The sequence below is a fragment of the Salmonella sp. SAL04196 genome (assembly GCF_046550835.1).
GTDB lineage: Bacteria > Pseudomonadota > Gammaproteobacteria > Enterobacterales > Enterobacteriaceae > Salmonella > Salmonella enterica.
In genome coordinates, this window is the sequence record NZ_JBGDXE010000004.1 from 161,108 (window position 1) to 186,642 (window position 25,535).

General features: G+C 54.5%; 15 protein-coding genes and 1 pseudogene. 6 read left to right on the plus strand and 10 right to left on the minus strand.

Annotation, left to right across the window (positions count from 1 at the left end):
• Nucleotides 1-269: 269 nt before the first annotated feature.
• On the plus strand, nucleotides 270-1,919 hold the full coding sequence (locus ACLJPE_RS15880) for an alpha,alpha-trehalase (RefSeq protein WP_000934257.1): 1,650 nt from the start codon (nucleotides 270-272) through the stop codon (nucleotides 1,917-1,919).
• Between the two features lie 12 nt (nucleotides 1,920-1,931).
• Here ACLJPE_RS15880 and ACLJPE_RS15885 read toward each other — a convergent pair whose 3' ends face one another.
• A complete protein-coding gene (locus ACLJPE_RS15885; protein WP_000185021.1) occupies nucleotides 1,932-3,521 on the minus strand; it encodes an STY4199 family HEPN domain-containing protein in 1,590 nt (529 codons plus the stop codon).
• Between the two features lie 280 nt (nucleotides 3,522-3,801).
• Between ACLJPE_RS15885 and ACLJPE_RS15890 the strand changes: the two genes are divergently transcribed.
• Nucleotides 3,802-4,158: a glycoside hydrolase family protein gene (locus ACLJPE_RS15890; protein ID WP_001120251.1), complete on the plus strand. Its 357-nt coding sequence runs from the start codon at nucleotides 3,802-3,804 to the stop codon at nucleotides 4,156-4,158.
• 5 nt (nucleotides 4,159-4,163) lie between these two features.
• Here the strand turns inward: ACLJPE_RS15890 and ACLJPE_RS15895 are convergent.
• Nucleotides 4,164-4,765, minus strand: a pseudogene (locus ACLJPE_RS15895) (response regulator transcription factor).
• Between the two features lie 630 nt (nucleotides 4,766-5,395).
• On the opposite strand from ACLJPE_RS15895, the gene ACLJPE_RS15900 reads away from it, so the two are divergent.
• From ACLJPE_RS15900 to ACLJPE_RS15910, 3 genes are all read left to right on the plus strand, one after another.
• Nucleotides 5,396-6,295, plus strand: coding sequence for a LysR family transcriptional regulator (locus tag ACLJPE_RS15900; protein WP_023208289.1), 900 nt, complete (start codon nucleotides 5,396-5,398; stop codon nucleotides 6,293-6,295).
• A gap of 72 nt (nucleotides 6,296-6,367) precedes the next feature.
• Nucleotides 6,368-7,396: an inner membrane protein YhjD gene (yhjD, locus tag ACLJPE_RS15905; RefSeq protein WP_000191230.1), complete on the plus strand. Its 1,029-nt coding sequence runs from the start codon at nucleotides 6,368-6,370 to the stop codon at nucleotides 7,394-7,396.
• Nucleotides 7,397-7,746: 350 nt separating this feature from the next.
• Complete coding sequence (locus tag ACLJPE_RS15910; RefSeq protein ID WP_001148981.1) at nucleotides 7,747-9,069, plus strand: MFS transporter; 1,323 nt, start codon at nucleotides 7,747-7,749, stop codon at nucleotides 9,067-9,069.
• Between the two features lie 39 nt (nucleotides 9,070-9,108).
• Here the strand turns inward: ACLJPE_RS15910 and ACLJPE_RS15915 are convergent, their stop codons facing one another.
• Both ACLJPE_RS15915 and pdeH read right to left on the minus strand, forming a co-directional pair.
• On the minus strand, nucleotides 9,109-11,169 hold the full coding sequence (locus tag ACLJPE_RS15915) for an AsmA family protein (RefSeq protein WP_039513539.1): 2,061 nt from the start codon (nucleotides 11,167-11,169) through the stop codon (nucleotides 9,109-9,111).
• Between the two features lie 109 nt (nucleotides 11,170-11,278).
• The gene (gene pdeH, locus ACLJPE_RS15920) at nucleotides 11,279-12,046 is read right to left on the minus strand and encodes a cyclic-guanylate-specific phosphodiesterase (protein WP_000595623.1); all 768 of its coding nucleotides are present in this window, start codon (nucleotides 12,044-12,046) and stop codon (nucleotides 11,279-11,281) included.
• A 228-nt stretch (nucleotides 12,047-12,274) separates the two neighbouring features.
• Between pdeH and ACLJPE_RS15925 the strand changes: the two genes are divergently transcribed.
• Nucleotides 12,275-13,204 carry a sugar kinase gene (locus ACLJPE_RS15925; RefSeq protein WP_000037583.1) on the plus strand — a complete coding sequence of 310 codons (930 nt, stop codon included), beginning with the start codon at nucleotides 12,275-12,277 and terminating at the stop codon, nucleotides 13,202-13,204.
• A 53-nt stretch (nucleotides 13,205-13,257) separates the two neighbouring features.
• Here the strand turns inward: ACLJPE_RS15925 and ACLJPE_RS15930 are convergent, their stop codons facing one another.
• From ACLJPE_RS15930 to bcsB, 6 genes are all read right to left on the minus strand, one after another.
• Nucleotides 13,258-14,745 (minus strand): M16 family metallopeptidase, encoded by a 1,488-nt coding sequence (locus ACLJPE_RS15930; protein WP_001163183.1) that lies wholly within the window; start codon nucleotides 14,743-14,745, stop codon nucleotides 13,258-13,260.
• A 219-nt stretch (nucleotides 14,746-14,964) separates the two neighbouring features.
• Nucleotides 14,965-16,251, minus strand: a complete 1,287-nt coding sequence (gene dctA, locus ACLJPE_RS15935; RefSeq protein WP_000858228.1) for a C4-dicarboxylate transporter DctC — start codon at nucleotides 16,249-16,251, stop codon at nucleotides 14,965-14,967.
• A 157-nt stretch (nucleotides 16,252-16,408) separates the two neighbouring features.
• Nucleotides 16,409-18,415 carry a biofilm formation regulator HmsP gene (hmsP, locus tag ACLJPE_RS15940; protein ID WP_001266362.1) on the minus strand — a complete coding sequence of 669 codons (2,007 nt, stop codon included), beginning with the start codon at nucleotides 18,413-18,415 and terminating at the stop codon, nucleotides 16,409-16,411.
• 173 nt (nucleotides 18,416-18,588) lie between these two features.
• Nucleotides 18,589-22,131, minus strand: coding sequence for a cellulose synthase complex outer membrane protein BcsC (gene bcsC / locus ACLJPE_RS15945; RefSeq protein ID WP_001225206.1), 3,543 nt, complete (start codon nucleotides 22,129-22,131; stop codon nucleotides 18,589-18,591).
• Nucleotides 22,113-23,222: a cellulose synthase complex periplasmic endoglucanase BcsZ gene (bcsZ, locus tag ACLJPE_RS15950; protein ID WP_000988802.1), complete on the minus strand. Its 1,110-nt coding sequence runs from the start codon at nucleotides 23,220-23,222 to the stop codon at nucleotides 22,113-22,115. Before bcsZ ends, bcsC begins: the two co-directional genes overlap by 19 nt.
• A 3-nt stretch (nucleotides 23,223-23,225) precedes the next feature.
• Nucleotides 23,226-25,526: a cellulose biosynthesis cyclic di-GMP-binding regulatory protein BcsB gene (gene bcsB, locus ACLJPE_RS15955; protein ID WP_023251831.1), complete on the minus strand. Its 2,301-nt coding sequence runs from the start codon at nucleotides 25,524-25,526 to the stop codon at nucleotides 23,226-23,228.
• Between the last annotated feature and the right edge of the window lie 9 nt (nucleotides 25,527-25,535).

A 25,535-nucleotide genomic window follows, 5' to 3' on the forward strand; every position in this document is an offset into this window, starting at 1 on the left:
CTTTGCTTGTGAATCCACGCCATGCGGCGATGTAGTGATACCGCTATGAAACGAATGTTCTGATTTTAGGTCTGGGACGGGCGCCATGAAAATAGGATTTTCGCAATATCATTCAGTAATTTATGAAGTGTTTTTCTTGAGGGGGTAAATTGCAAAATGTGATCTACCGCACACTTTGCCACTCAGGTATCGAAGCGAATGTCTACGCTTAATAGACAGCCGGGCAACACCCGTATCTTTTACGACGCAAGCCGGAGGTCCTTGTCATTATGCTCAACCAGAAATTAAACCCCACGCCTTCTGAAGATCTGACTATTGATGTCGATCTGCTTTATGAAACAGACCCGTGCGAGTTAAAGCTGGATGAAATGATCGAGGCGGAACCGGAGCCGGAGATGATCGAGGGGCTTCCCGCCTCTGACGCCCTGACCCCTGCCGATCGGTATCTCGAACTGTTCGAGCATGTACAGTCAACAAAACTGTTTCCAGACAGTAAAACGTTCCCGGACTGCGCGCCGAAGATGGACCCGCTTGATATCCTGATCCGCTACCGTAAGGTCAGACGCCACCGTGATTTTGACTTACGCCGCTTCGTCGAGAACCATTTCTGGCTACCGGAAACCTTATCCAGCGAGTATGTCTCTAACCCCGAAAACTCGCTCAAAGAACATATTGACCAGCTTTGGCCGATACTGACGCGCGAACCGCAGGATCATATTCCGTGGTCTTCGCTGCTGGCGCTGCCGCAATCCTATATCGTGCCGGGAGGCCGTTTTAGCGAAACCTATTATTGGGACTCTTATTTTACCATGCTGGGTCTGGCGGAAAGCGGGCGCGAAGACTTACTTAAATGTATGGCGGATAATTTCGCCTGGATGATTGAAAACTATGGCCATATTCCCAACGGCAACCGGACCTATTATCTGAGCCGCTCGCAGCCGCCGGTTTTCGCCCTGATGGTTGAACTGTTCGAAGAAGATGGCGTGCGCGGCGCACGGCGTTATCTCGACCATCTCAAAATGGAATACGCCTTCTGGATGGATGGTGCCGAATCACTGGCGCTCAACCAGGCTTATCGCCACGTTGTGCGGATGCCGGACGGTTCCCTGCTGAACCGCTACTGGGACGATCGCGACACGCCGCGCGACGAGTCCTGGCTGGAAGATGTCGAAACCGCAAAACATTCCGGTCGTCCGCCCAATGAAGTCTACCGGGATTTGCGCGCCGGGGCGGCGTCCGGCTGGGACTATTCTTCACGCTGGCTACGCGATGCGGGCCGGCTTGCCAGCATACGTACGACCCAGTTTATCCCTATCGATTTGAACGCTTTTCTGTATAAACTGGAGAGCGCTATCGCCAATATTTCAGCACTGAAAGGCGAACGTGACACCGAGGCGCTATTTCGCCAGAAAGCCAGCGACCGACGCGCCGCCGTAAACCATTATCTGTGGGATGATGAAAACGGCTGTTATCGGGACTATGACTGGCGACGCGAAGAAATGGCGCTCTTTTCCGCCGCCAGTATCGTGCCGCTGTATGTCGGTATGGCGAACCACGAGCAGGCCGACCGTCTGGCAAATGTGGTGCGCAGCCGTCTGTTAACGCCCGGCGGGATTATGGCGACCGAATACGAAACCGGCGAACAGTGGGATAAACCGAACGGCTGGGCACCGCTGCAATGGATGGCGATTCAGGGCTTCAAACGGTATGGCGACGATATGCTGGGCGATGAAATCGCCCATAACTGGTTAAAAACAGTGAACCATTTTTATCAGGAGCACCATAAACTGATCGAGAAATACCATATTTCCGGCGGTACGCCCCGCGAAGGCGGCGGGGGCGAGTATCCGCTACAGGATGGGTTCGGCTGGACCAATGGCGTGGTGCGCCGCCTGATTGGCCTTTATGGAGAGCCTTAACCTGCTCCGGCCTCAGTGAATCGCATCATAAATGGCTGACTGAATTTTCAGCCATTTTTTATTGTCTGCGCTGGGCCGGGCCTGAGCGCGCAATCGGGCCTGCTCCGTATCGTGCTGCTGGCGCGTCACAACAGCCGGAACGGTGCAAAACGTTTGCAAATAGGTTTTATGCATCGCGGTCAGCGGCGCGCCGCTCGACATGTCATGACTTAACGTTGTGATAAATCGTCGGCAGGGTTTGACCTCATCCATCAGCGCGGGATAACGCAACAACAGTTGCAGCACCTCGGTATGTCCTGCCGCAAACGCCTGCTCCGTCCACGCGAGCTGCCAGTTCATTCCGCCCTGGAGGAACAGCGCCGTCACCCGCGTATCATTGCGCTCTATCGCCGCCCGCATGGTAAACGCATCCCAGGTAATCCCCATATGATTGAGCGTTTCCCGCGCGGAAGGCGCCTCGCGCGGCGGTTCATCCTGCGCCATTGCGGGAGCTTGCCCGTTATCGGAGCCTGGCGACGACGAACTAAATAGCCAGAACGCGCCCGCCAGTATCGCCAGCGTCATGACGCCAACCCCGCCCCACAAAGCGCCGGAAATAAGTTGCTCACGCTCTTCAGGCGTACGCGGAGGCCGCTTACGCGGTGGTTCTATGCCCTCGCTAATCTCATGCTTATCTCCCCCGGCCTGCCGATCTTTAAGCCGCGCGGTTTCCCAGAACTGGCGCAATTCACGTTCATCCGCCAGCAGAAACGAAGCGGGATTCACGCGGGTACGTTTTTCGGCATAGGCGCGCTGGATGGGCCGAACGATTTGCTGATACTGAACGTTTAGCAGCATAAGCTGCGCTGAGGTGAGCGGCTGCCTGGCGATAACCTCGTTTCGCGCGAGGCGACAATCATCCAGAAACATACGCAGAGTGGTGCGCGACTCGGCGAACAGCGTTAACGCTGAGGCGTCATTAAAAATTCTGACGTAATGACGGGCAAACAATTTTTTATCGACCACCATAAGCGCCAGTTCGCTGAACAACATGCCCTCCAGCGCATGTTGATCTTCTCCCTGTTTTAACCACTGGCGCAAACGGTCCGGGCCAAAATGTTGCTTGAGGTAGTGATTCAGCGACGCCCGATCCGGCCATGCGCGCGCAATAAGCGCTTTTAACGTCAGTTCTATCGCCCGAAGCTGACGCTGCGCCTCAAGATGCGCCTCCTGGTCGGGTTCTTCCAGCTCAGTTTGATACGTCAGTAGCGGCTGCTGCTGACGTAGATGTTCCAGCGAGGTGACAAAACGCAACGCGGCAAGGAGTTGATTTTCGCTCACCTCTTGCCCGCTGTCATACTGGGGAACATGCTGCTGAAGGTGACGCAGTTGCAGCATAAACTGGCTCAACTGCGCGTCATTTATCCGCAATTTTTTCGCCACCGCGCCCCAACCGCCCAGGTTAAGACGCGCCTGCTCAAGTTGTTCCATGAACCACCGGGGCTCTTTTCCCTCTGTGGTATGAATACCCAGCAACAGCAGGATTTCTATTGATGCCTGGCGGATAATCCCCAGGCTATGTTCAAAAGGCGCGCGTGTCGCCTGCGAAGCGCTATTCGTCATTATCTTCCCTAAAAAGACGATCCCGCGACGAGATCTTCGTTTTCTTTTAATTATGTTTTTTCATAGATATAACAGATTTAGCCACATTTCAGTGACTTAATCTTAATGATTGCAAATTTATAAGAAGATCGGTTACTAACCAAAAACATCAGTTTTTCATTCTGTCAACGCGGCGTGACGCTGAACGGCATAGACCTTTTCCCTGCCTGCGTTTGGCCATCTGACCGCTAGCCACGCGTGCAGCACACTTTATAATCGCGCTTTTTATGAGAAAGATGCCATGCCGCACATTTCATCTCGCTTTAGCTCCGCCTGCATCGCGTTTATTAAACAGTGGCAGGGTCTGTCGCTGGAAAAGTATCGCGATCGGCAGGGTAACTGGGTGATTGGTTACGGGCATATGTTGACGCCGGATGAGACGCTGACGTTCATTACGCCCGACCAGGCGGAGGCATTCTTGCTGGATGACCTCAATAGCTGCGATATGCTGCTACAGAATTGTTTGCCGGAACTTAATGATCGGTTTCAACGCGAAACGCTTATTGCGCTGATGTTCAGCATCGGACATCAGCGTTTTTTATCATTAATCAATACGGGTGATATTTCACAGCCAGAAATAAGCGGACTGCGAATTTAACGTCGTTAATTCGATTCATTTAACATCATGGCGGCCTGGGTACGATTTTTTACATCCAACCGCCGGTAAAGCGACTCCAGATGCGCTTTAACCGTCCCGGTACTAATATTTAACGCCCGCCCAATTTGTTTATTTGATTCTCCTGCGGCAAGCATCTGTAAAATTTCCCGCTGGCGGGCGCTTAACGCTTTTATATCACGGGACTCCAGCTCCGTTGAATTTAACCAATCCCCCGGTAAAAACATCATCCGCGAGCGACAGCATTGAGCGCAAGGACAAAGGTTTCGGCATCAGAATCGCGTGGCACCACGGCCTGAACGTTAAATTGCATGACTTCATGCAGCCACTTTTGACTGCCATCCATCGCCGTGATAATAATCTTCACCTCCGGAAATTGCTGCGCGATTCTTTGTAACACCTCGCGGCAAAATTCAGCATCCAGGCCGCTATCCAGCATGACCAGCGCATCCGGCGCGCTTTCTATTTTTTGCCAGAGTTCTTCTGCCTGACCGACACTCTGGATACTTATTCCTGGAATGTGCTGCTGCAAACTGATTTTCATTCCATGAATAAATATTGACTGCCTGTCAAACATGATTACCTGCATTACTTTTCTCCACCTGGGTAAGATAATAGTCTCAAGATGAGGAAGGGTATTACCCGTAGGGTAAAATAAGAAGTCGCCATTTGGTATAGGCCATTTTACCGATAGTCATTGGTTGAGGAAGGGAAAGGTTATGAATATTTACAGCTTCAACATCGGGATTACAGAATTCGCTAAAATTAGCCTTTTAAAGTAAGGAATATCTTATTAGTACAAACAGACAAGGCTAATTTGAATATTAATTCAATGAAGAGTACGCCTGGCGCGTCACAAAGGAAATATCTGCTTTTCGCCTGATGTGTTACAAAAAATAAAGTAGCACATTTTGTTAAAAAATAGCCAATCTGCCTGAAAACCGCGACGATGGGTCAATGACAATACCGTGTATGTACATGCATTTCTCTCTCCCACTACACCCGCGGCTATCAGCGTGTTTTACCGCTCTCGTCCCGTTTATCGGCTTTTTGGCGCTAAAAAGCCTGGCCGGAAGGCGATAAATCCGCCGCGCAACGTGATCAGACGTATTCGTCACGCGAGCAATGATTGCGAAAGGGCTTATTAGATGCTAGAAAATCAATAAAACCAGCCGCTTCAGCGTCACTGTTTCAATAAAAACAATAATAGAGCCTGATGATGGATAAAATATATGCAATGAAATTGTTTGTACGCGTGGCGGAACGGGAAAGTTTTTCCCGTGCAGCAGAGGATATCGGCCTTCCCAAAGGCAGCGTCTCACGGCAAATACAAGCGTTAGAACATCAACTGGGCATCCGCCTGCTCCACCGCACCACCCGGCGGGTACAGCTTACTCAGGACGGAATGGTTTACTACGAACGGGCAAAAGATCTGTTGAGTAACCTTGATGAACTGGAAGGTCTTTTCCAGCCTGATCCCGCCAGTATCAGTGGCAAAATACGGGTAGATATACCGCCATGTCTCGCAAACAGCCTCATCATGCCGCGCCTGCCCACTTTTTTGCATCAGTATCCCGGCATTGCGCTGGAATTTTGTAGTAGCGATCGACAGGTCGATTTACTACGGGAAGATTTCGACTGCGTGGTGCGCACAGAGCCGCTACATGCGCCAGGGATACTGACGCGCCCGCTTGGCAAACTGAGGATGGTGAACTGCGCCAGCCCACAATACCTGGCGCGCTTTGGGTATCCAGAAAACCTTGACGACCTCGCCTCACATGCGGTGGTGCATTATTCATTAACACCGGGAGTCTCTTCACCGGGTTTTGCCTTTGAAACTCCCCACGGTATGCAGTGGGTAAAAACCGGCGGAATGCTAACGGTAAACAGTACGGAGACCTGGCATACGGCCTGTCTGGCAGGATTAGGGATCATTCAGACGCCGCGCATTGCTGTACGGGAGGCGTTACGCGCCGGAACGCTCATTGAAATTTTACCGCAATATCGCGCCGCTCCACTGCCGGTGACGCTGCATTATCCCCATCGCCGTAATCTTTCCCGCCGGGTACACCTGTTTATGGTATGGCTGACTGAAACCATTAAAGAGGCCGCAGAGTAGCCGCATTTTCAGCATCCACCGGGGAGAAGCTATACTGACATATTCTATTAATGATGAAGGACTACCGACCTGATGACGCAGGAAAATGACGTAAAACGCCCTATTCAGGAACTGGAGCACGACCCGATACAAAAAATAGAAACGCAGCCGCATGACGCCCCGGAAAAAAACGAAAAGGCAAATCAGGCGTTGCATTCCGTCACCTCCCTGGTGCAAAAAATTCAGCGTCAACCAATGGTGGCCCACCTCATTCGCGCGACCGAACGTTTTAACGATCGACTGGGTAATCAGTTTGGCGCGGCTATCACCTACTTTTCGTTTCTGTCGATGATCCCGATAATGATGGTGTCCTTTGCCGCGGCAGGTTTTATCCTCGCCTCGCACCCTAATCTACTGGAAGATATTTTCAGCAAGATATTGATGAATGTGAGCGATCCTACGCTGGCGTCCACGCTTAAAAATACGATTAATACGGCGGTTCAACAGCGTACCACGGTAGGGCTGGTCGGACTGGGTATCGCGCTCTATTCCGGCGTTAACTGGATGGGCAACCTGCGGGAAGCGATTCGCGCCCAGTCACGGGACGTCTGGGAGCGCAAGCCGCAGGATCAGGAGAAAATCTGGCTCAAATATCTACGCGATTTTATCTCGCTGATTGGATTATTAATCGCTTTAATCATTACGCTGTCCATTACTTCCATCGCCGGTTCCGCCCAGCAGATGATCATCTCCGCCTTGTATCTCGACAGCATCGAATGGTTAAAACCGGCCTGGCATTTGATCGGTCTGGCCATCTCTATTTTTGCCAACTATCTGCTTTTCTTCTGGATTTTCTGGCGACTGCCTCGCCATCGTCCCCGTAAAAAAGCGTTGATTCGCGGGACATTTATTGCCGCTATCGGTTTTGAGGTGATTAAAATCATTATGACCTATACGCTGCCGTCACTGGTGAAATCGCCTTCCGGCGCAGCGTTTGGCTCCGTACTCGGTCTGATGGCCTTCTTCTACTTTTTTGCCCGTCTGACGTTATTCTGCGCGGCCTGGATAGCCACCGCCGAATACAAGGACGACCCGCGAATGCCGGGTAAAACGCAACGCTAGTCTGCGGCTTGCTGCCGAATGGCACGCACGGCGTCGTCATTCGGCCTACTGCTGTGTGTACCCAGGCCGGGCAAGCAAAGCGTACCCGGCGGTACAATCAGGCACGTCCTTCCGCCTCATCTCATTGTTTCAGCATATAAATCCAGTAATTAACTTTTATTTAACCAGAAACCAGTTTTATCCACCAATTCTAAAATTATGTGAAGCATTTCATAGACGCAAAATGGCTGGCTTAAACATTATCCCCTTTTTGCGCTTTTTTTGACCATTTTTGGCTTTTGTTACACATTGAAATATAACTTTTGCTGTGCGTAATATGGCTATTCGTTCGCTAAAAATAAGAAAATAGTATGCAAGCAACCGCCACAACACTCGACCATGAGCAGGAACATGTTCCGGTAAACTCACGCAATAAAGTCGTTATTGCCTCGCTTATCGGCACCGCAATTGAGTTCTTCGACTTCTATATTTACGCCACCGCTGCGGTGATCGTGTTCCCCCTTATCTTCTTCCCCCAGGGCGATCCCACTGCGGCAACGCTACAATCGCTCGCCACCTTCGCTATCGCGTTTGTGGCGCGTCCGATCGGCTCTGCGCTATTCGGCCACTTCGGCGACCGGGTAGGCCGCAAAGTCACGCTGGTGGCTTCGCTGCTGACGATGGGGATCTCCACGGTCATTATCGGTCTGTTACCGGGCTACGCGACGATAGGTATTTTCGCGCCGTTGCTGCTGGCGCTGGCGCGTTTCGGTCAGGGACTGGGGCTGGGCGGCGAATGGGGCGGCGCAGCGTTATTAGCGACGGAGAATGCGCCGCCGCGCAAACGCGCGCTGTATGGCTCCTTCCCACAGTTGGGCGCGCCGATCGGCTTCTTTTTTGCCAATGGCACCTTCCTGTTGCTCTCCTGGCTGCTGACCGACGAGCAGTTTATGAGCTGGGGCTGGCGCGTGCCGTTTATCTTCTCGGCGGTGCTGGTGATTATTGGCCTGTATGTGCGCGTGTCGCTGCATGAAACGCCGGTGTTTGCGAAAGTCGCCGCAGCGAAAAAACAGGTAAAAATACCGCTGGGCACGTTGCTGACGAAGCATGTCCGCGTAACCATTCTCGGCACGTTTATCATGCTGGCGACCTACACGCTGTTCTATATCATGACCGTCTATTCCATGACTTACAGCACTGCCGCCGCGCCGGTAGGGCTTGGCTTGCCGCGCAATGAAATACTGTGGATGCTGATGATGGCGGTGATTGGTTTCGGCGTGATGGTGCCCGTCGCCGGCCTGCTGGCGGACGCATTTGGCCGTCGGAAAAGCATGGTCATCATTACCACGCTCATCATTCTCTTCGCGTTGTTCGCCTTTACCCCGCTGCTGGGTTCAGGCAATCCAGCGCTGGTATTCGTATTCCTGTTGTTAGGCCTGAGCCTGATGGGACTGACCTTCGGCCCAATGGGAGCGCTGCTGCCGGAGCTATTTCCGACGGAAGTGCGCTATACCGGCGCATCGTTTTCCTACAATGTGTCATCAATTCTGGGCGCTTCCGTCGCGCCATATATTGCCGCATGGCTGCAAAGCCACTACGGGCTGGCGGCGGTAGGGGTTTACCTGGCGTCAATGGCGGCGCTGACGCTGATTGCACTGCTGTTAACCCATGAGACGCGTCATCAGGCGTTGTAATAGGGCGCCGGATGGCATCATCCGGCGCTACGTTTCACGTTACTGCTTCATCTGCGTTAAAATCGTCCGGCACTGATTGGCTTCGCCTTCAGAGGGCGAAATGAGCGCCAATAGCGCGGCGGCGGGCGTTACCAACGTCGCCAGCGCTGCCGCAACCGCGCCGCGCGCAATCAGCGGGCCGGGCTTGACGCCCGCCTGCGGATTTTTAAATGTCCCGCGCACGTACAGCGGCGATCGCAGCGTAATAATACGAATCCCTTTACTTTCCGGATCAATGGTTAAATCGAGCTGTTCAGAGGCGAAGCTCGCCGTACCGGTCACGTTAATCAACGCATTTTCTGTATCAAAAGCAAAAATTTGCGGTCGCGCCACGCCGTTCGCAATATTGAGATTCGCCGCCGCGCAGTTAACCCGCACTTCGTCATCGCCAAAAATCTGCCCGACAATATAGTTGCCGACGTTCAGCCCCACGATTTCCATCAGGTTGCGGCTAATCAATCCATCATTCATCAATAATTTCAGATTGCCGTTACTGTTGCCAAGCAGCGCGGCGACCGAGTTGCCCGTCCCGCGAATATCCGCATCGCCGTTCAGCTCGCCCAGCGTTTTCTGCATCAGCTCCACATCCGGCATCAGTTCTTTAAGCTTCAGCCGACGCGCCTGTATATCCGCCCGCCCCTGCATTGGCTTTTGATCCCCTTCCAGATGGATGTTGGAGACAATACTGCCGCCTGCCAGACCAAACTTCAGCGGCTGTAGACGTAAGTCGGCGTTTTTCAGGATGATATGGGTCGAAAGATCGCTAATCGGTAGACTGCCGCCATGCTCAATACGTCGGCCTTTAAACCGGACATCGGCGTCCATAACGTCCCATTTGTCGGTTTCAAAGCGATCGTAAGGCAACACTTTATCCGCCGGCTGAACATTCTTCTCGCCTTTGCGCTGTTCAGACCGTTTCGACTGCTCAGCGTCTTTCCCGGAATCCACGCCAATCAGCGGCCCAAGATCGGCCAGTCGTAACTGGCGCGATTCGACATCGCCTTCCAGTTTAGGGCGCGGTTTACCGGTGGTATAAGTGAGGGAGCCGTGGATATCACTGTCGCCAATGCGCCCGTTAAAACCGCGATAATCAAATACCGATGACTTTTCGGCGTCAATTTTCGCCACCAATCGCCCATCGGTCTCAAACGGCGGCGTATCCGGCAGCAGCACGCCGGTTAAATCATATAAATCGCCCAGTGAATCGCCAGAGAATTTAAGCCGCAGATCGACGCCGCCCATTTTCATCGGCTCGTTCACCACGCCGCTAAAAGCCACCCGCGTGTTGCCAGAGCGGAAATCGGCCTGCACAGGAAAAGGCGTACTTTCGCTGCGTAGCGCCAGCATACCGCCTATTTTGCCCGTACCGGTCAACGGTTCCCCGTTATAACGCCCCTGCGCCTTTAGGCCGAAGACATAGTCGCCCACGCTGGATTTGTCTGCTTTGCCTTTCGTTCCCGTCACTTCGCTGAACGGCAACGGTTTGCCTAACGGATCGATCAGAATAGTGATATCCGCCTTGCTGACCTTATCATCGATCGCGATTCGCCCCTGGTCGAAGAGAATATTATCCAGCCGGAAGGACCAGGCGGAAGGTTTAGCATTGGGGTCCGTATTCTTGTCTTGCGCGAGGTTAAAGGTCCAGTTATTGGTTTTCTCGGACAGACGAATAAGACGCGCGTCGGGTTTCACCAGTTTGATCCACGGCAGCCAGACGGTTTTGGTCAGGAGCGCCAGCGGAGCAAGCGTCGCCTCAACGCGTGGCAGATGTACCATCGTAACTTCCGGAATATCCGGCGGATTGCCGAGAATGACGTCTTCCGCGTGAACATGCGGCCACGGTACCCAGCTTCGCCAGCCGGTCTCCTGTTTTTGGCGCTCCCACACCACGCCTAAATCGCCGCGAATAGCGAAAGGCCGGTTCAATTCGGTAGAGACTTTCTGGTTGATGGTCGGTTTGAGGCGGTTCCAGTCAAATGTTGCGATCAACAAAATCACTATGGCGATCAACAACAAGAAAGTCCCTGTGATGGCGGCGGTTATTTTGCCTGCTTTAGTCATGTGTTATTTCCTCACTTCTTCCCTTGCCTGTCCTAAAGATAGTTCAGCCAGACGAAAAAGGAGGATGACCGCGCCTCGTAATACCACGTATTACGGGAACAGTCTGGCGTTACAGGGTCAGAATCACCTCTTCGAGCGATATCAGCGGCACGGGTCGAGAAAGAAAATAGCCCTGGGCGGCAAAGGCGGGCGAACGCTGCACATCACGCCACTCTTCCAGCGTCTCCACGCCCTCGACAATAACGCCGCGGCAGTAGCGGTTCATCAGTTGCAGCAGCAGAATGAACAGGTTGCGCCCCTCCGCGGACTGGCGCAGCATGACGAACAGCTCTCGCGCCACTTTAATGTAGTCATAACGCACTTCGCTCAGCGCTGAAAAATTGGCCATACCTGTACCAAAATCATCCAGCCACAGCGGGCCGAACTCACACATCGAGGCGAAAGAGGAGTCTTTCGGCAAACGAATATGTTCCACCAGTTCGAAACGCAGCCAGGGTAAGCGCTCCATCGCTGCCAGAATGTCCGGCTGTCGTCGCATGGCAATCAGCGTAGGGCCGTCGACATTGACCGATGCCAATAAGTGATGGCGAGTGAAAAAATCCGCTTTTTGTTCAAGCTGATGAAGTTGTTCTTTCACTACGTCAATGCGGTGTCGAACCGCTAACTCCGCGAAATAACGATCCGGGGCAATACGTCTGGAAGGGTTATCAGGATGGGTGACGACAGTGAGAAGTTCAACCGCCATCAGACGGCCATCCGTCTGGTATATCGGCTGGTAAGTATAGGCACGCTCGCATTGCAGCCAATAGCGCCGTTCCTGCAAATTTTCTATACCTGCATCAGGAACGCGTAGCTGCTGGATAACCTGCTTTATCATCTCAGTTGTCCTGTTAATGGGAGTGTGACTGTCCGGACTCGTCAAAGGTTATCGGCGTTCAGGCAGAGAACTTTACCCTCGGTCCCTGGCAAAATAAAAACAGACCACGAAACTTGTCAAAAATACGCACTTGCTCAAAAAAATAATGGACCGATGTTTTAATATTATTGACCACTAAACATCCACAGCGCACACTAACGCTAATTTTTACAGATCAGGTTCACGACTATGTCTAAAAAGATTGCCGTGATTGGCGAATGCATGATTGAGCTGTCGCAGAAAGGCGCTGATGTTCAGCGCGGCTTCGGCGGCGACACGCTGAATACCTCCGTTTATATTGCCCGTCAGGTCGATTCTGCCGCTCTGGCCGTTCACTATGTGACGGCGCTGGGTACCGACAGTTTCAGCCAACAGATGCTGGAGGCGTGGCAGCATGAAAATGTGGATACCTCGCTAACGCAGCGGATGGAAAATCGCCTGCCAGGCCTCTATTACATCGAAACCGATGATACTGGCGAGCGTACCTTCTACTACTGGCGTAACGAAGCGGCAGCGAAATTCTGGCTGGAGAGCGAGCAGTCAGCGGCTATCTGCGAGACGCTGGCAACCTTCGATTATCTCTACCTGAGCGGCATTAGCCTCGCGATTTTAAGCCCAACCAGCCGTGATAAACTGCTGTCTTTATTGCGTGAATGCCGGGCCAACGGCGGGAAAGTCATTTTTGATAATAACTATCGCCCGCGTTTATGGACAAGTCGCGAAGAAACGCAGCAGGTCTATCAAAAGATGCTGGAATGTACTGATATCGCCTTCCTGACACTGGACGATGAAGACGCGCTATGGGGTCAGCAACCGGTGGAAGAGGTCATTGCCCGCACCCATGCGGCAGGCGTACAGGAAGTGGTGGTAAAACGCGGGGCGGACTCATGCCTGGTCTCGATTCAGGGCGAGGCGCTCATTGACGTTCCGGCAGTAAAACTGCCGAAAGAGAAAGTGATAGACACCACTGCCGCAGGCGACTCCTTCAGCGCCGGTTATCTGGCCGTTCGTTTGACGGGCGGCAGCGCGACGGATGCCGCGAAGCGCGGACACCTGACGGCCAGCACGGTGATTCAGTACCGTGGGGCCATTATTCCGCACGACGCGATGCCGCAGTAAGTCATTCGCTCTTGCCCGGTGGCACTGCGCTTACCGGGCCGGCAGGCGGCAGCTTACTGTGCCGCCGGTGTCTCCGTCACTTCCGGATGCGTCTCATCTGCTTCAACAGCGGCGGCAGTTGTCGGGACCATGATTTCATCCCACGTCGCCTTTAACGCCTTCATATTAAATTCCGGCTCGCCTTGCGGTTGCAGCAAAATCAATGCCATCTCCTGCGATAGCTGCTGACGTAGATTCTGATTGAGCATATCGACGGTCAGGCTGTTGAGGAAATTCTGACGCAACTTCTGATACTGCTCCGGCGCGATATCCACCACCTGATTCTGCAGCGAGCGCATACGCTGTCCAGTCAAAATGTCAGTATCGGTACGCGCGTAGGTCGCGAACAGCTTTTGCAATTCGAGATTTTTCTGCGCCACCAGAGCAGTAAACTCCTCTTCCGACAAACCTTTATCGCGTACTTTCGCCAGTTCATTCGCCACCAGGCTCAAATTGGTATTGAGCTTATCATTAGGTGATTCAATGTTGATGGCGCACTGCGCGCGCAGGAACAGAACCCGGCAGTCAAACCCCAGGCCAATATCTTTCGCGTTATTTTTAGTAAGCTCTTGCTGGATATGCCAGAACAGCGCTTCACGCGCCAGATCCGCCTGCCAGTAGCGCAACAGCGCCGCCGATTCGCGAATCGGTTGCCACGGCGTATCCCACATAATGGAGAGACGATCCTGGCGCACCGCATCGGTCATAATGCTCACTGATTCCGCCCGCAGCGGCGAAAGCGTCGGCACCGGGGCGGGCGTTTCGCGTTTACCTTTCAGCGTACCGAACGTTTTATTGATCTGCTCGGCGACGGAGCGCGCATCAATGTTGCCGACAACAATCAGCGTCATGGCATCCGGGGTGTACCATTTTTCATAGAAAGCCTGAATTTTGGCTGCGTCTACCGGCTGCTTTAACGGTTCCGCGGGATCGTGCCCCAATAACGCCGATCCTTTCAGCCGATAACGCCACCAGCCCTCTTTAGTATCTGCTGGCCACGTCGCAACCATATCTTCGCTGCTTAACGCATGATTCACCGTCTCTGGCGTAATGGTTAATTTACCGGAGACGTTAGCCAGATAGGTCAGCGCTTCTTTCAGCAGATCGTTACGGTTATTGGGTAAACTGAGGTTATAGAGCGTGGAATCATAAGAAACAATAACGGGCGGCATGGGACGTTTCGGATCAAACCCTTGCTGCCATAAAGAACGTGCCTGTGCGGCATCCAGACCACCGCTTTGCGTCAGCGCGATACGGGGAATCGCATGGCTGAACCCGCTCTGTTGCGTACTTTCGGTGAGCGAACCGGTATTAACCTGGAGACGAACTTCAATACGATCGCTGGGGCGCTGAGGCGTAGCCAACACTTGCCACTGTAACCCATTAGCCAGCGTCCCCTGTTGCCATGCCGGATCGGGCTGGAGCGCATCTGCCTGCACATAGCCGGCAGAGGCCAACATCAACAGACTGCCCGCTAAGAGTCGAATTTTTGTGCCCTGCATGTGAACCCCTGATCAACAATCCTGGTAATAAAAAGACAGCCCCGGCAGGGATGCCTGAATATGACGTAAAAACACTTCGTGTTAGACCGCGAGAACCTAAAAATGTCACGGAAGAAGTGAAATAATCCCTAAGCATCATGCTGTATGCTTTGGGCGCAGGGGTCAATTATGCGCAAACACCCGCAGTCCTGGAAGGGACTACGGGCATAAGTGGCGAGATTAGGAGGAAATTTCGTGCGTTTTGCCATCCGGCGCACGATTATTAAGCACATCGTCCAGCTTTTGGTGATCTAACTCTTTCACCCATTTGGCAACCACCACCGTCGCCACGCCGTTACCCACCAGGTTAGTCAGCGCGCGCGCTTCGGACATAAAGCGGTCGATACCGAGGATTAACGCCAGTCCCGCAACCGGTAAATGGCCCACGGCGGAGATAGTGGCCGCCAGCACGATAAAGCCGCTTCCGGTCACGCCCGCAGCGCCTTTTGACGAGAGCAGCAGCACGACCAGCAGCGTTATCTGGTGGAAGATATCCATATGGCTGTTGGTCGCCTGGGCGATAAACACCGCCGCCATCGTCAGGTAGATAGAGGTGCCATCGAGGTTGAACGAATACCCCGTCGGGATCACCAGCCCTACCACCGACTTACGGCACCCCAGTTTTTCCATCTTATCGAGCATACGCGGCAACGCTGACTCGGAAGAGGAGGTGCCGAGCACAATGAGTAATTCTTCCCGGATATAGCGAATAAATTTAAAAATGCTAAAGCCCGTTACCCGTGCAATCGTCCCCAGCACCACCACCACAAAGAGAATACAGGTGATATAGAAGCAGATAATGAGCTGCCCCAGTTGCACCAGGGAACCGACGCCGTATTTACCGATGGTGAAGGCCATCGCGCCGAATGCACCAATCGGCGCCAGGCGCATGATCATATTGATGATGCCGAAAATGACCTGCGAAAAACTCTCAATCACATTGAAAATGAGCTGGCCTTTGCTGCCCAAACGGTGCAGCGCAAAACCAAACAACACCGCAAACAGTAAGACCTGCAGAATGTTGCCGCTGGCAAACGCGCCGATCACACTGCCCGGTATAACATCCATCAGGAAGGCAATAATGCCCTGCTCCTTAGCTTGTGCGGCATAAACGGCCACCGCCTGCGCATCCAGCGTTGCCGGATCGACGTTCATCCCGGCGCCAGGCTGCACGACGTTGACGATGATAAGACCGATAATCAGCGCAATCGTACTGACAATTTCAAAGTAAAGCAGCGCGACCGCGCCGGTACGGCCCACCGCTTTCATGCTTTCCATGCCTGCGATGCCCGTCACGACAGTACAGAAAATGACAGGAGCGATGATCATCTTAATGAGCTTAACGAACGCGTCGCCAAGCGGTTTCATTTGTGCGCCCAGTTCAGGATAGTAATGGCCAAGGAGAATACCAATGGCGATTGCTGTCAGGACCTGAAAATAAAGACTTTTGAACAGAGAGGTTTTCATAGGGTGTCCTTGAAGTAAAAACCACAGGTCTTGTAAGGTTATGAGTAACCTGCGGCCTTAAAATAACACCCACACAACATGACAGAAATGCGCCAGGATCATAATTGAAACAAAAATGTTAAAAAGTTTGAGCTGGCTCGCACAAGCGCGACCTTTTTTAACTTTTGTAATCAGGATTTTCGTGCGACAGATACCGTTCTTCAAAGATATCCGCGGGAACGGGCCGAGCAAACAGGAAGCCTTGCGCGACGTTGACTCCCGCCTGTTCCAGCCACGCGCGTTGCGCCTCGTTCTCCACGCCCTCGGCAATCAATTGTAAATTAAGACTGCGGGCCATCAGGATAATCGCCGTCACCATACTGTGATCATCCGGTAACCCATCGACAAACATTTTATCAATTTTAAGGATATCGACCGGTAGCGACTTCATATGCTGTAACTGGCGCAGCCCCGCGTAACCCATGCCAAAATCATCCAGTGCGATACGCACGCCAGCATTACGTAACGGACGTAAGATAGCGACGGCAGCGTGCGGATCGTCGATACGGCGGCTTTCAGTGACCTCAAGAATCAGCGTACCCGGTTGAATACGATAGCGGTTTAACAATTCCAGCAGCTCCGATACCATGCCAGGGTGCATGAGCTGTAACGCGGAAAGATTGACGGAGAGCGGCAATGTCACGCCGCGCTCCTGCCAGGCGGCAAGCTGGCGGCAGGACTCTTCCAGCACCCAATGGCCTACTGTGACCATCAGGCCGCAGGATTCAATGCGCTCAATCAGCCCCTCCGGCAATTCCCAGCTACCGTCCGGCTGCTGCATACGTAACAAGGCTTCGGCGCTTAATACGTTGCCGCTGCGCATCTCGACCTGCGGCTGCAGCCAAATGGCAAACTGATGATTATCCAGCGCGGTAAGGATATCGCTCTCTTCGGTAAGGCGCTGTTGAGCGGCCTCCATCTGCGCCGGGTCAAAGAACTGGATCTGATTTTTACCTTTTCGGCGCGCGGTAAACGCGGCGGAGACGGCGCGACCATAGAGCTCTTCGGCGGTCAGATCGCCATAATACATCGCAATGCCAATACTGCAGCTTGGGCGCAGTTGAATACCCTGAATGGGCAGTCGTTCATTAATGATAGTGAGTATTTGCTGACCTAATGTGATGGCGTGCCACGGCTCTTTGACGCCGTGGGCGATAATGGCAAAGTCATAGCCGCTGACCTGCGTAAGCACCATGCGCGGCGCCAGCACCGACTTCAGCTTCTCAACCAACGTCAGTAATAGAATCTCCCGCTGCGTTTCTTGCAGCACGCCTGCCGTGTCACGCAACGTTTCGCACGTCACGATAATAAGCGCGGTGGTCTGTTGGCGGGTGATAACCTGTTCCAGCAGCGCCATTAAAAAGGCTTTATTGGGCAGCTCGGAAACCGGAAAACGCATCGCGTTGTCCGTTTGCTCCTCGCGTTGACGCTGCATAAGCTGCTGGTTGAGGTTATAGCTGCGCACCAGCATCCCAATTTCATCATCCTGATGCAGACGCGGCAACGCCAGCTGATGTCCGATCAGCTCCTGCTGCGGAATGTCGTTCAGCTCGCGGGCGATTTTGCGCAGCGGATGCACAATCAGGCGGTTTACGCACCAGGCGATGGCCACCGTCAGGATCAGCGATAAAAGTAAGTAAATGGTCACTAACGTAGAGAGCGCGCTCATGACGAATTTGTACATACGGTACGAATCCGCCTGCAATACAAGGTAGGCCAGCGGTTGCGGATTGGCGGGACGCTCCAGCGAATAAACCGGCAAAGAAATTTGTACCGGCAGTTCGAAGAGACGCGTCACCATAACCGGGACGGGGCGTTCAGGAATGAAGCGCTTACGCAACGCCTGGAACTGATTCGGCAATACCACATCGGCGCGACTCACCACGCCCGCAGGTTTAATACTTTCCAGAATGGTTTCCGCGCCGGGGAGATCCGCTTTTAAAATCGCGGAAGAAAGAGGTTCCCGAACAGATCGCGCGATGCTTTCCAGTTGCGTAGCCGTGTTGTAGCGGTTCTGCTGTACCAGATGGAACAACAAAACGGTGCAAAAGACAAAAACAAACACCATGACAACGGCCGCAACCATTGCCATCTGTTTAATTGTTAACGAGCGGCTGACGCGCAAATTGACTCTCCCTGGATATCCCGGACTGCCGCCTGAGTATACCCGATTGCAGCGGCATTAAGAGAGGCTGTATCTGAAAAGGACTTTTCTGAATAACGGTTAATAATAGCGTCTGATGGCGCTGCGCTTCTCAGGCCTACGACGCCTGTCAATACGTAGGCCTGACGCAATAATTACCAGTCAGCGTAAGGCACCAGAGGCTGCGGCGGTAAATCCATATCCCCCTGCCAGCCCGCCGCGGAATAACGGACATACAGCAGCAGATGACTGGGGGTATAGTCTTTCGCCTGCTGAATATCGACAGCCGTACCCACAAACCAGTTGGCAGTGACCCGGCGTTCAATGAGCGCCCGTGCGGTATAGCCAAATCCCTGGCTGCTACCGCCGCCGTTGGTCTGGTCACGCGCATCCTCCTGATAATCCGCCGGGATCAAATTCATCAGCGGATAACGCGGCATGGTACGGTTGCGGGAGTGCGACCAGGATACCGAGCCGCCTAGCTCCCACGACCAGTTTTCCGTACGCTGCCGCCACATCACCGGCACCGCAAACGACAGGTATTCCTGCGGGCTATAATAACCGCCCTGACCCAGTGAATAACCGCTCAGATCTTTGTCGTAATGCCAGATCATGTTATTCAGCCCGACGGTAACGCGGCGGTTATTCTCGTTAATCACCTTATAGTAATAACCGGTCATCCAGCGCACGCGCCAGTTATCTTCCACATTTTTACCGCTCAACTGGTCGCCGCTGAGCGACGCCCAAACACCGTTTGCTTCGCCTTTATCATAGCTGAGACTGACGCCGCCGCCGTTGGCCCGCACGCCGCCCCATTTGGTGCCGGTATTGCTGCTGGCGTCCTTTTGCCCGCCAAACGCCAGCAGCGAGCTGGAGATCGGGCGACGATGCGCGTTCAGGGTATAACCCAACGGCCCGATATCGTCGCTATAGCTGACGCCGCCGACCACATCAACGACATTAAAGCCCATCGGCGTCGTGCCGATATCCCAGCGCCAGGTCTCATTCTGCCAGCCGACCGCCACGCTCGCGCCCGTATCGGCCTGGCTACGATGTCCGCTGCATTTCTCCAGCGTACAGGTACCCCAGTTATTATCGTATTTTCCATCCGCATCCGTAGAGAAGCGGCCAACATCCATATTCACCATATCAGTACGAAAGAACGCCCGCCCGTCCGACCAGGGCGCATCCACCTGAAGCATCGTGGTATGCGCCTTCAGATCGGAGTAGCCGCCAGTCCCGCTCGACCCCCAATAATCGTGCGCCAACGTGACATTGAGATCCTGCTGACGGTACAACTCCGCCGCATCGCTACGCACGCCGCGTTTTAGCCAGTCATCTTTTTCATCATTGCGCGTCAGGCGGGTAAAGGTATCGTTATCCTGGGGACGAACCGGCGTAATCGCCGCGGCGACCATTGCGTCTTTGTAGGTCTCCAGCGCCCGCTGCGGCTCGCCCGTTTGCGCCTGAAAAGCGGCGGCGTCACGCAATACCATCGCGCTTTCCATTGATGGCGGCTGTGCTTTTGCCTGCGGCGTAATGCGGTTGAAGGTCCGCGCCGCCGCCGTGATATCGCCAAGCTGGAGCTGCGCCTGCGCGACGCGGCGCTGCATGTTAAGAGAGGTGATTTGCGACGCAGGCAGCGCCGCCAGTTGAGCGCGCGCCGCGGCGTTATCGCCCTGTGCGATGTCGATTTCCACCCGCCCCAGCATGGCATCGACATTACCCGGTTCCCGCGCCAGAACGGCGTCATAAGCGGCGCGGGCCGCCGCATTATCGCCACGCTGCTGCGCCCAGTCCGCCAACGTTAACGCAATGCGCGTAGAGGGAGGCTGCTGACGTAACAACGCTTCCGCTTCGCGTTCTTTGCCGCTATCGCGCAAGCGGTTAGCGCTTTCCAGCACCTGGTTACTTTGCAATCGGCCCGCCAGTTCCTGAATATTGCTGTTCCACTGGCTGGTCGGCAGGGTATTGAGATGCGCCAGCGCCGCCCGGTCCCGATCGCTGCCGGAAAGATAAAGCCCATAAGCATAGACCTGTTCCGGATCGTTTGGCTTCTGCTGCGCCAGAGAGCGCATTTGCGCATCGGCCTGGGCGTGCTGCCCGGCCTGCCACAGATCGCGTGACAGTCGGTACGTCACCCACACGCTCCCCGGATCTAATGCCAGCCGACGACGGTGCAGTTCTGCGGCCTGCGCCCATTTGCCCTCGCTTTCCAGCGTTTCCGCCTGCTGCGCCAGACGGTCATTTTCCAGACTGCGTTCGATATCGTCGATACTGCGCCGCTGGCTGGCGGAAAGAGAAGCGATAAACGCGGCGGCTTTTTGCGGCGACTGCTGGCGATAAAGATTCGCCAGCCCGCGTACAGCATTTGTATTACCGCTATCCATACGCAGCGTCTGCTGATAATAACGTTCGGCGGCGGCATTATCTTTGCGCGCCATCGCCACATCCCCCAGCCCCAGCACCGCGTAGCTGTCGGTGTTATCCACTGCTCGCGCCTGCTGATAGAAACGCTCCGCCTGGGCCAGATTATTCGCTTTTAAGGCCGCGTCGCCCTGCTGAATTAACAGCCAGTAGCGATTGACCTTCAGCAGACTCTCCCACTTATCGCGGCTGCTGCTGTGCGGCGCCATCGCCAGCGCTTTTTCAAACTGCGCGACGGCGCGGGCGCGATCGCCACGCTGTGAGTATGCCTGCCCAAGCGCGCCGACCGCCTCGCTGTCGTCCTGCCGGGCGCTCACCGCCTGCTGCAATTGCGCAATAGCGTTGCCGCCTTCTCCGGCATTAACCGCCGCGATGCCCTGCGAGCGCGCGCGAAACGCCGGATCGGCTAACTGTTTTTGCTGCTCGCTAAGCTGGGCGCGGGCGGCAGACACGCTATCGCCTTCGCTAAACTGCGTCAGATAGTCTTGCAACGCTTTTACGCTGGCGTCGCTCACCGGGAGATCTTTTATCTGCTGGTACCAGATGGCGGAGGCCGCGCTGCGTCCCGTACTGGATTTCGCCATCTGTTTTAGCACCGCAAATCCCTCATCGCGCCGCCCGCTGGCGAACAACAGTTGCGCCAGCGCATTTTGCAGAGCGTTATTACCCGGACTGACGGCATTGATTTTCTGTAGCTGGTTAATCGCTTCGTGACGGCGGGCGGGCAATTTCGCCACGGTCGTCCAGTATTCGACCGCCAGTTCGCCCTCCGGCGGATAACCTTTAAACAGCTTGTCGTAGCTGGCGATCGCTTGTTCAGTATGGCCGGTCGTCGCCAGTAAACGCGCCTCCTGCAAAGACTGACGTCCTTGCGGCGTGGAGAGCAGCATCGCGGTGCGGGAAGATTGATACGCCGTCGACTCCGGCGCCAGTTGCGCCAGCCGGTCAAGTAGCTTCTGCGCCCCATCGCTATCCCCCTGGCGCAACAGATAGCGGAAACGGGCGGCGATAACCTGTGGATCATTGGGGTCGATCAGCTCCAGGCGATAGAGCGACTGACGGACTAAGTCCTCACGGTGCGTGGCCTCGCCCAGCCGAACCTGCTCCAGCAACTGTTGCTGCGCGGAGGTCGCTGCGCCGGCAAGCGGTGTTAGCGCCATACCAAGCGATAAACCCAACAATGCCCGAGAAACGCCCCTTTTGCCAGGTAAGGCATTTCGACCGCCAGCCGGCAAAAAAGCGTGCATGAGACTTAACGTGAACTTACGCATTCCTGGCCCCAGTCAGGTAATAATTCACCTTTGACGGTGAAGCGAAAACGGTGCTGATCCCAGCCTTGTCCAAAGAGAGTCAGCACATAGTTGTAATAGGCATCGCTGCCAGGAAAATGGTCTGCGACCCGCTGTCGCTGCACGGCCTGGGCGTCGCGATTTTGCAGGAAAGGCAGTAAGGCGGCGGAAAACCCGACCGGCCCCGTCCCTTGCGCGTTCCCGCTGACGACATCCACTTTCTCCGGTGGAACGCCGTTTTTCATCGTTAACGTCGCCATCGGTTTAAATCGCGCCAGTAAACGCGCTTTTTGCGGATCGCCATCATGCATCATTCCCGCCCATAAATAGACGCGAATCGCATCGTAGCTACTGATCAGCGTCTTTTCCGCTTTCAACTGCCAGCCTTGCTTGCTTTCATAACGCACCCAGTCCGGCGAGAAACCTTTCGGCGCGGTTTCCAGCAAAAGCCGCAAATTGGTTTCCCGTAGCGTCGACCACGGCGCGCCAAAACGGCTAAAGTATTGCGCCAACTGCGGCGGCAGATAGCTTGGGTTAAAACGCCAGCTATTCGCCTCGGCAAAGCCGATTTTGCCAGGTAGCAGCATTGAGCCCAGCCCCGGCACATTCACGACCTCTTCGCGGGCGATGCGTTTTAGCAACGCCGTGCCCACCTCGGTATAACGCGTCTCTTTCCACAGACGACCGGCCTCCAGAAGCGACCATGCCATCCAGATATCGCCGTCGGACGCGGAGTTGCTGTCCAGCACCGACCAGGTGTCGGGATCTTTTTGCCCCCACAGCCAGGCGGGCAGATGTTCACGCAGCGATCCCTGCGCCAGATTGTTTTGCGTCCAGTTAAACAGTTGCGCGAACGCCGGTCGATCGTTCGCCGCCAGGGCAAAGAACATGGCGTAGCTTTGCCCTTCGGAGGTGGTAATTTTTCGCGCATCGCCCGGATCGATAACGCGTCCCTGCTGGCTAATGTAATCTTTCTTGAACTGTTCCCACGCAGGCCAGCTACAGGCCGCCTGCGCATTTATTGCCGTCAGCATGACGATCATCGTTATCCATCCGCGCAGCATAGTCATCATGCGTTACTCATGGTCAGGGTCGAGACGACGGCGACTGAGAATACGTAGCAGACGCCACAATACCCACGCCAGTAATACCACACTGAGGGCCGCCAGTACCGCCAGCAGCACCGGGTGATTCGCCAGCGCATACCACAGCCGCTCAAACCACGGCAGATGTCCGACGTAATAGATATCGCCAACGCGCAGACTGTGAACGCCGGACTCGCGGATCACCGCCACGGAACCAAACATCGCGGCACGTTTACCGCTGTCGTTCACGGCGTCGTTCAGTAGCTGGTAGCCGCGTGGACTGTCAGCCAGCAGAGCAATCACGCTGCGCTGATCGTTAAACGGCGACTGGAAGCCCACCACCGCCGCCATCGGGCCGCTGGCGGTGACGGTGGACTGCGCATCCGCCGCGCGATCGGCCTCATCCGGCATAATCGACGGAAAAGCGGTCTGCCGCATCGGGGTTTTTACCCAGCTTTGTGTCGCCTGCACCAACAGATCGATACGCTTATCGTCTTTTAGCTTGCCCGGAATAGCGCCAATAATCAGCAGATCGGCGTCTTTGTCGGCTATCTGAGCGCTATCATCGGTGATTGTCAGATTAATTGCCGGGAAACCGGTCTGCCCGCCAATGGCACCGACCGTATTCAGCAGCGTTTCCATTTGCGCTTCGGTTGGGGTCTTCGGCATCACCGCCAGCGTGTCAGACAGGTCGGCCATCCGGCTGAACGGGAAACCCGCATTGGCGAACGCGCGTAAATCCGGCATCGCGATAAAGTGGTAATATTTCGAAAAATCGATAGTAGAGTCATCCCCTATCACCACATGATTCGGTACCGGCTGGAAGGTAATACAGTTGTCCACCGACCCGCCCGGCATCGGATTCATGTAGCGGAAGTCAAAACGTAGTTGGTTCATCGCCCCCAGTTTGAGCGCCGGAATAGACACATCCGTTTTACCATCCAGCAGTCCCTGAAGTACCGGCAAGCGCAACAGGAGTCGATTAGTTTCCTGCGTGCTATTAAGGCTAAAGGCTTGCAGGAACTGGTTATTCAGACTGATGTCCAGCCGTGAACTGTCTTTGGTCGGCGGCGAGGTATAACGGTAGTTGAGATCCATATCAATACCGTTGCTACGCAGCAAATAGAGGTCCGGCGGCAGATTCAAAGAAACGTTGATGGGCGCTGGCTCCATCCCACTCGACTGGAGCTGCTCTTCATAGGTTTTCAGCTCGCCAAAAGTGACCGGGCGATCGGTACGCACCCAGTTCGGCGCATCATACGGTTTGCGCGCCAGCAGCGGTTTTACATCGTTGACCACCACGCTGGAACCACGGAAGAGAATATTCCCTTGCGCGATACCTTTTGCCGCCTGCAACAGGTCTTTATCATCACGGCCAAACACGACCAGCAACTTCACATACGGATTATCCGGATGGCTCATCATCTCGATAACCGGCGCGTTAACCGCAGGATGATCGCGCAGGAAATCGGGGCGTCGATCGTTGGTGGCGAACACGATCGCATTGCGATCCGGCAGGTGATTATACAACACCGGGAAGCGCTGACCGCGCCAGCCCGCCCGCGAGCCAAACCAGGACGCGACAATAGAAGCCGCCTGCTGCTGCGCCAGATCCGGCATGTCAGCAAACACTATCGGCAACGTCACCGGACGGTTATCCCGCGGATCGAAAAACGGCACCGGGAAGTGGGACAGATCGTTATTCACCGCCAGCATGTTATAGGTCAGATCCAGGGCGCTATTTCGCCCGATGTCTAACCACAGAGTACTGCTGGCCGGGTTTTCACACACGTCGCGATAGTGGCCGACAAACTCCAGCCGCACCCGGTTAAAGTCGGTGATAAATAGCGGATTGATAGGTACCTGCGCCAGCGTCTTTTTCCCCAACTGCTCTTTTGTCACCGGCAGTACGCCCATCAGTTCATCATTGAGATAAACCTTGAGCTGCGACTGAACCGGCAGGAGCGACGGCGAGGGCGTATATTCCAGATTCAGCACCGCTTTCGACGCCACTTCATCGCTGCGCATACCAAATTCAATGCCGCCGTTAGGGTTAACGCCACGCAGCGCCATACTACCCGGCGGCGGCGCGATTTGCGCAAAGGTCAGCTTGACCTCGCGCGAAGGCGCGGTCTGCGCCACGACGGGCGCCTCAGTTGCGGGCGACGGCGCAGGCTCGGTGGGTTCAGCATTTATCAATGGCGGCGTAGCAGGCGCCGCCGCCGTCATGAAAGCAGGAAACGCGCTTAATCCTATTACCGCCGCACACATCCAGGACAATTTTCTTTTCATCGCATTATC

What these genes read in the sequence shown, in the direction of transcription:
- dctA (WP_000858228.1), bottom strand. Translation starts at nt 16,251, where the DNA reads ATGAAAACCTCTCTGTTCAAAAGTCTTTATTTTCAGGTCCTGACAGCA.
- yhjD (WP_000191230.1), top strand. Translation starts at nt 6,368, where the DNA reads ATGACGCAGGAAAATGACGTAAAACGCCCTATTCAGGAACTGGAGCAC.
- ACLJPE_RS15930 (WP_001163183.1), bottom strand. Translation starts at nt 14,745, where the DNA reads ATGCAGGGCACAAAAATTCGACTCTTAGCGGGCAGTCTGTTGATGTTG.
- bcsB (WP_023251831.1), bottom strand. Translation starts at nt 25,526, where the DNA reads ATGAAAAGAAAATTGTCCTGGATGTGTGCGGCGGTAATAGGATTAAGC.
- ACLJPE_RS15900 (WP_023208289.1), top strand. Translation starts at nt 5,396, where the DNA reads ATGGATAAAATATATGCAATGAAATTGTTTGTACGCGTGGCGGAACGG.
- ACLJPE_RS15915 (WP_039513539.1), bottom strand. Translation starts at nt 11,169, where the DNA reads ATGACTAAAGCAGGCAAAATAACCGCCGCCATCACAGGGACTTTCTTG.
- pdeH (WP_000595623.1), bottom strand. Translation starts at nt 12,046, where the DNA reads ATGATAAAGCAGGTTATCCAGCAGCTACGCGTTCCTGATGCAGGTATA.
- bcsC (WP_001225206.1), bottom strand. Translation starts at nt 22,131, where the DNA reads ATGCGTAAGTTCACGTTAAGTCTCATGCACGCTTTTTTGCCGGCTGGC.
- ACLJPE_RS15890 (WP_001120251.1), top strand. Translation starts at nt 3,802, where the DNA reads ATGCCGCACATTTCATCTCGCTTTAGCTCCGCCTGCATCGCGTTTATT.
- ACLJPE_RS15880 (WP_000934257.1), top strand. Translation starts at nt 270, where the DNA reads ATGCTCAACCAGAAATTAAACCCCACGCCTTCTGAAGATCTGACTATT.
- bcsZ (WP_000988802.1), bottom strand. Translation starts at nt 23,222, where the DNA reads ATGATGACTATGCTGCGCGGATGGATAACGATGATCGTCATGCTGACG.
- ACLJPE_RS15885 (WP_000185021.1), bottom strand. Translation starts at nt 3,521, where the DNA reads ATGACGAATAGCGCTTCGCAGGCGACACGCGCGCCTTTTGAACATAGC.
- ACLJPE_RS15910 (WP_001148981.1), top strand. Translation starts at nt 7,747, where the DNA reads ATGCAAGCAACCGCCACAACACTCGACCATGAGCAGGAACATGTTCCG.
- ACLJPE_RS15925 (WP_000037583.1), top strand. Translation starts at nt 12,275, where the DNA reads ATGTCTAAAAAGATTGCCGTGATTGGCGAATGCATGATTGAGCTGTCG.